The sequence below is a fragment of the Microcoleus sp. PH2017_24_DOB_U_A genome (genome assembly GCF_020738205.1).
Classification (GTDB): domain Bacteria; phylum Cyanobacteriota; class Cyanobacteriia; order Cyanobacteriales; family Microcoleaceae; genus Microcoleus.
In genome coordinates this window covers 22948-29141 of the sequence record NZ_JAEQCT010000073.1, presented here as the reverse complement: position 1 = coordinate 29141, position 6194 = coordinate 22948, and the positions used below count along the sequence as shown (strand labels likewise).

3 protein-coding genes and 1 pseudogene are annotated in these 6194 nt (G+C 44.1%); 2 read left to right on the top strand and 2 right to left on the bottom strand.

What is annotated here, in order from left to right; translation table 11 throughout:
- Positions 1–12: 12 nt before the first annotated feature.
- Both JGK07_RS20965 and urtA read right to left on the bottom strand, forming a co-directional pair.
- Positions 13–546, bottom strand: a pseudogene (locus tag JGK07_RS20965) (IS4 family transposase); the annotation flags it as partial.
- Between the two features lie 150 nt (positions 547–696).
- The gene (gene urtA, locus JGK07_RS20960) at positions 697–3570 is read right to left on the bottom strand and encodes an urea ABC transporter substrate-binding protein (protein ID WP_293189359.1); all 2874 of its coding nucleotides are present in this window, start codon (positions 3568–3570) and stop codon (positions 697–699) included.
- Between the two features lie 721 nt (positions 3571–4291).
- On the opposite strand from urtA, the gene JGK07_RS20955 reads away from it, so the two are divergent.
- Together JGK07_RS20955 and JGK07_RS20950 are read left to right on the top strand one after the other, a co-directional pair.
- Positions 4292–5752: a hypothetical protein gene (locus JGK07_RS20955; protein ID WP_293174179.1), complete on the top strand. Its 1461-nt coding sequence runs from the start codon at positions 4292–4294 to the stop codon at positions 5750–5752.
- Positions 5753–5833: 81 nt separating this feature from the next.
- The gene (locus tag JGK07_RS20950; RefSeq protein WP_293174182.1) at positions 5834–6040 is read left to right on the top strand and encodes a hypothetical protein; all 207 of its coding nucleotides are present in this window, start codon (positions 5834–5836) and stop codon (positions 6038–6040) included.
- Positions 6041–6194: the final 154 nt, after the last annotated feature.

Below are 6194 nucleotides of genomic sequence, written 5' to 3'. Positions count from 1 at the left end.
TATTATTACTCACATTTTTCCGGATAATTTACCAATTGGAACATCTGATAAACTTTCTAGTTTACGAAATAATGCTTCTAATGTTGAGCCGTCTGCTATGCAGATATTTTCAAAGTTTTTTAAGGCAAATTGTACGCTATCTGGTAATGGTCTCGACTTTCTCATCAACCATTTTTGTCGAAAATGAGGTACTAATTCTTTAAATACTTTTTCAAACAAAATAGCTCTCAAAGTTAAAAATCTGAGTGATAATGCTTGTTGGCTAATTTCTTGTGGCTGACATCATAAAAAGCCTTCTCTCTTTAATAATCTGGTTAATTTTGTTACTCCTGCTACGTCTCGCCATAATAAACTTAATACAGAGGCCATCATTAACGGTAGTGTTAGAATTCTATCTCTTAAATTTAGTTGGCGATAAAAAGTTTTTTGGGCCGCCATTGCTGGAATTAATAAATCTTCCAGGTGATTCGCGATCGCTTCGTTTTCTACTTGAGGACGATTTTTTTTCTTTGCACGATCTCGGTTGATTCGTTTTTTGCTACTCATAAACTGGTTCAATTATGGCTCAACTGCTTACCCGGTCAAGGTTTCATCCTATTTTACCTCTTGCAAGTCTACCCCCTTGACAATTTGCACTTTTTCTTAACTTGTCACAAATGGTCAACCGTCAACCGTCAACCGTCAACCGTCAACAGACTACTTTTGCGGGCGCTGATATTTACTCAATAAATCAGCAAAGCGTTTGTAATCCAAAGGCTTCCTCAAATACTCCGCCGCTCCCAATTCTAAACCATGATTTTGATCGTCCAAAAAAGTCAACATAATCACCGGAATATTAGCTAACTCCGGATCGGCTTTCAAGGCCGAGAGAACCGCCCAGCCGTCCATACTCGGCATCATCACGTCTAGAGTAATCGCATCAGGTAGCGACTCCTTAGCTAACTCAAGCCCTGCCTCACCGCTAGCTGACGAGAGTACCCGAAATCCTTGTTTCGACAAGCAGCGGGCGATCAAATCTCGCGAGTCAGGATCGTCGTCAATTACTAGCACAGTCGCAGCATCAGGAAGTTCCAGCGCTTGCGATCGCACTTCTTGCTGCGCCGTTTCTTCCGGTGTTCGATCGCCCTCGGCTTCTTTCTCGATTTTAATCGCCATCGGCAAGCGAATCGTAAAAGTAGAACCGCAATCAAACTGGCTCTCAACTGTAATATCCCCGCCCATCATCTGGCAAAACTTTCGGCTAATAGTAAGCCCCAAACCCGTGCCACCGTACCTGCGGGTAGTCGAATCGTCCGCTTGTGAAAAAGCTCCAAACAGCCTCGAAATCTGATCGTCAGTCATGCCGATGCCCGTATCGGTGACTTGAAACACGATCGAATATTTGTGAAATTCAGAGGCAATATCCGAGAGATCCTCGGAATTCTCCACCGGCAAAACTTCCGATTCTTCCTTCCAAACATTAATTGTAATTTTGCCTCGATCGGTAAACTTAGCAGCATTGCTGGCCAAATTCAACAGCGCTTGCCGCAGCTTCGCCGAATCAGCGTAGATCGTACCAATATCGCGATCGCAATTGACACTCAAAGTATTGCCATTTTTCCCCACCAGCGGTTGAACAGTAGTCATAACCTGATCGACTAAATTCAAGACATCAAAAGTCTCCAGGAAAAGAGTCATCTTTCCTGCTTCTATTTTAGAAATATCCAGGATGTCACTAATAATGTTCAGCAACTGCTTGCCTGCCATATTAATGCTTGCCAAATCCATCACAAACTCTTCTTCGCCGAGTTCAAGAGCCTCTTCTTGCAGCAGCTCGCTGTAGCCAATAATCGCATTTAAGGGCGTCCGCAATTCGTGAGTCATATTTGCCAAAAACGTGCTTTTCGCGCGGTTAGCAGCTTCCGCAGCGTTCTTAGCAATTTCCAATTCACCCGATCGCTCTTCTAGCTGTCGTTGCCGCACCTCCAAACCTTTGAGCAAACTGCTAATTTGCTGAGCCATTGTATTGAGAGTAGAAGATAGAACTCCGATCGCATCATTAGACACCACAGGCGATCGAGCCGTCAAATCACCGCTCGCAATCAGTTGGGCAGTTTCCCGGAGCAAACCCAAATTCCGAATAATCGCCGACACCGACACACAAGCAACTATACCTGCGATCGAACTCAAAACCAAAGCCCCCACCAGCCAACTCTGAGTGCGACTCGCCACAGCCATAGTTTGCTCGGCCAGCACCGCCATTGTTGCCTCCGCAGCCCCCGCTGGAGCTGATGCTGCCTGCATCGCCAGCAAAGAGTTCTTCATCTCCAAAGAACCCATCCACCCGACTCCCACCGCCATCCAAGCGATCAGTACCATGATCACAAACAGCCCGAGCAAAGAAGCCCTAGTACCCACAGAAATCTGCTTCGGACTTAGTGCGGCCGCCCAAGGGTAGCTTTTGAGAAAAGGATCCGGCTGTACAGGTGCCCCGGAATTCCAAATCTCCTCAATTTGACCGTCCGATCGCACCTGACCAATCCGCACTGTTTTCCAGGTATGCTGAGTTTTGGCATCTATTTTTACCATGCCAGAAGGCGCTGCAAACTCAATATTTTTAGCAGCCGCCCTGACTTTAATTACATCTATCGAACCAGCTTTTTCTACTGCTTTCTTCCACAGATAAACCCCCAAATAAGCCGCTTCGATTGGGTCATCCGTGACACGATTTTCCCCGTATCTCGCTTTATAATCCTTAACAAATTTCTGATTTTCCGCTGTATCAACAGTTTGAAAATAGTTCCAAACCACCCAATGTCCGGCAATATTGGACGGCCCTATCGCCCGTATTTCCTCTTCTGCCACGCTAACCGACATCACCGGCAAATCCTCCGGTTTCAAACCAGCTTCCCGCAGACGAAGGAAAAAAGCCACATTGCTGTCGCCGTTAAGACTGTTGAGAATCGCATCCGGTTTCACTGCTAAAATATGTGCGATCGCCTCGTCCACCTCCCTCGAACCCAGTGGCAGATACACTTCCCCCGCCAACTCTCCTCCGAGTGCAGCCAGTTGAGCTTTCACAATCAAATTTGCCGTCCGGGGAAAAATATAATCAGAACCCAACAGGAAAATTTTCCGCTTCCCCTGAGCCAGCAAGTAATTCACCCCAGGTACAATCTGTTGGTTCGGGGCCGCACCAGTGTAGAAAATATTCGGACACTGTTCTAGCCCTTCATACTGTACCGGATAAAACAGCAACCCATTGCCGTGCTCTAAAGCCGGCAGTACCGCCTTGCGACTGGCCGAAGTCCAACAACCAAATACCACCGCCACCTGCGATTCTTGGAGCAATTGCTTAGCTTTTTGAGCAAAAGTCTGCAAATCGCTGGCTCCATCTGCTATCACCGCTTCCAAGGGGCGTCCGAGTACCCCTCCCGCCGCATTAATTTCCTCAACAGCCAACAGCGTCGCATCTTTTACAGAAATTTCGCTGATGGACATAGTTCCCGTCAGCGAATGCAACACGCCTATTTTGATCGGCTCACAAGTTTGGCCGGCTGCTTCGAGGGGGTTACTGCTGCTTGCTCCCATAGGGTTTTAGATACTTTTTACTAATAACAGAAATTTTAGTTCAATCCTGCGGGAAGTTAGTCCGGAGGCTAACTCTGGTTTAGCAGATTATTTCACCCGATCGCCACACAACTTGACAATTGCTGCATCTTGTTGATTTTAACGGTCAAACCTTCCTGCATTGACTTAATTCTGCACTAACCTGTCACCGATTTTTCTCTCAATCTGTGACGGAGGTCTAAGCAGCCTCATCAAACAAACGGTAGAACCCACTTGTGCAATGCAGCAGAAAAATTATCTCCCTCTTGCCTTTTACACTCTCCCACGCTCTCATCCATCTCCTCTCCCCAACTCATTCACCGCCTAGCTGCGTGCGAGTCACCAACTAATAGCACCTACTCAGACACTATTCCCATTCCCATATCTTGCTTCCGGGAGATGTAACTCTCGGTAGATTGCTCTTAGTATAATACTCAAACCTCAAAACTCACCCACTCTTCCCCAGCCCCTATCACCCTTCAGGCAGAGGGAACTCTCCGTGCTTTACCTTAGGATCGAGGTAAGGTCAACTTTGAATTAGCCTTGTTGAAAATATTTTTGGCATAAATTAGGGTTGTCAGCAGTTGCCAAAATACCTAGATTTACCTAGAAATAAAAGTTAATTCAAGGGTGGTCAGTAGATTTAAGATAGATGTTAATATATAAAAATCAAGTCAGGCGAACCCGACAACTATCGAACTCAATGACCAGCATCACTTACTGCAAAGCACTTTCTACACCGATAGATGAGTTGAACGCGATCGGTAAAACTCAGCTAGAAATGTTTTTGAGCGCTTACACACCAATATTTCACAAAGCAGTATGTGAAACTGTCAACTTTATGATGTTAGGAGAAGGATTTAACAAGTCATACTGGAACACGCACCTACAAAAAACTTACGGTATTAGCAAACGTCATGCCAATGGTGTAATCTCATCGGCTAAGGGTGCTGTTGATAGCGCCAAGGAGTGCCGGATTTCACACATAAAAACCTTAGAAAATCAAGCTAAATCTTGTGAAGCTTGGCTAACAAAAGCTGAGAGAAAACTCAAATTAGCTCGGAAGTTTTACGCTAAAAAGAACTGGCAAAATAGTAAAAGCGGTTGTGCATTTCCGTTATCTAGTGACCTAAAGTATAGACAAACTAACTGGCAAAACCTACGCTTTCAGATACACAATAAAAAACGTAAGCTGACCAGGTATCGGCAAATATTAGCCGTCCTAAAATCAATCCCTGTGCGGGTTCGTGTCCCCAAGAATCAAGCCTTTATCGTGGGTTCCAAAGATGAATCTTATGGTAATCAAGTGTGTCAGTGGGATGGGGATAATTTAATAGTTAGAGTGCCAGCTTGTTTAGAATCTAAGTTTGGTAAAAATGTAGATTCGTATATTGGCGATTTCCCTCGCAATATTAACCGATTACCAGCTACGGGCGCTAAAACTTGGCACTTCTATTATAAATCTGGTAAATGGTGTGTTGCTGTTAGTTTCACGCCCTCCAATGTTGAGCAGGTATCGCGTTCTGTAGATTATGGTTGTATTGGTATCGACATGAATCCCGGCTCGATTGGTTGGGCGTATATTGATACCGAAGGTAACTTGAAAGCACAGGGTAAAATTCGACTACAAACTGGTTTACGCAAGGGTCAACAGCAAGCTCAAATTGTTAAAGCTTGCCGAGAATTATCGGCATTAGCTATCAAGTTTCAATGTCCAATAGTCTGCGAGGAATTAGACTTTACCAGCAAGAAAGAGCAACTTAGAGAACGTGGCAAGAAATATGCTCGGATGCTATCAGGTTGGGCTTATTCTGAGTTGTTTAAGTTGTTAAACTCAATTCTTTCTAACAGAGGTATTGAGCTTTTAACGGTCAATCCTGCTTATTCTAGTATTATTGGTTTAGTCAAATATCTGAGGATGTATGGTTTGGCTAGTGATGAAGCAGCGGCGTTAGTTATCGGCCGTAGGGGAATGAGATTGTCGGAAAAAATACCAGGCTCCTTAACCGCCTTTGTTGAGGTGAACTCAACAAAGCACGTTTGGAGCCTGTGGAATCAACTGAATAAAAAAATCAAGCAATCTGGAATAATAACTAATAGACATAGTTACTATTCTAACTCTAACTGGGATTTCCTGGGCAACCTTGACATTGAGGAAGCGTAAGCGATAGGAAAGAATGCTTAAGAACCTTAAACCGCTGAGTCTTGCTAGGTTTACCTAGATTTTTAAAAGCGGTGAAAACTAATGAATATTGAAGAAAACCAGATCCACACTGTAAGTGGCAGCGAAGTTACATTACCAAAATCAAGGGAAAAATTGCTGGGCGAGGAAACAGAAAAAGCCCTCGGCCAGCAGAAACAAGAAAAAGCTCAAACTATGCGCGCTGTGGAACAGTTGAAAGAAGAACTTCAGCACAAAATAGATAAAGAATGTCATCACAAGGTAGATTAAAACTAATAACGTTTTTTTAGGGTGTGGGTAAGATGAAGTCTTGCCCACACTCTTTTTTTGAAGTCAGTTGTTAGTTGTTAGTTGTTAGTTGTTATTTGTTAGTTGTTAGTTGTTAGTTGTTAGTTGTTAGTTGTTATTTGTTATTTGTTATTTG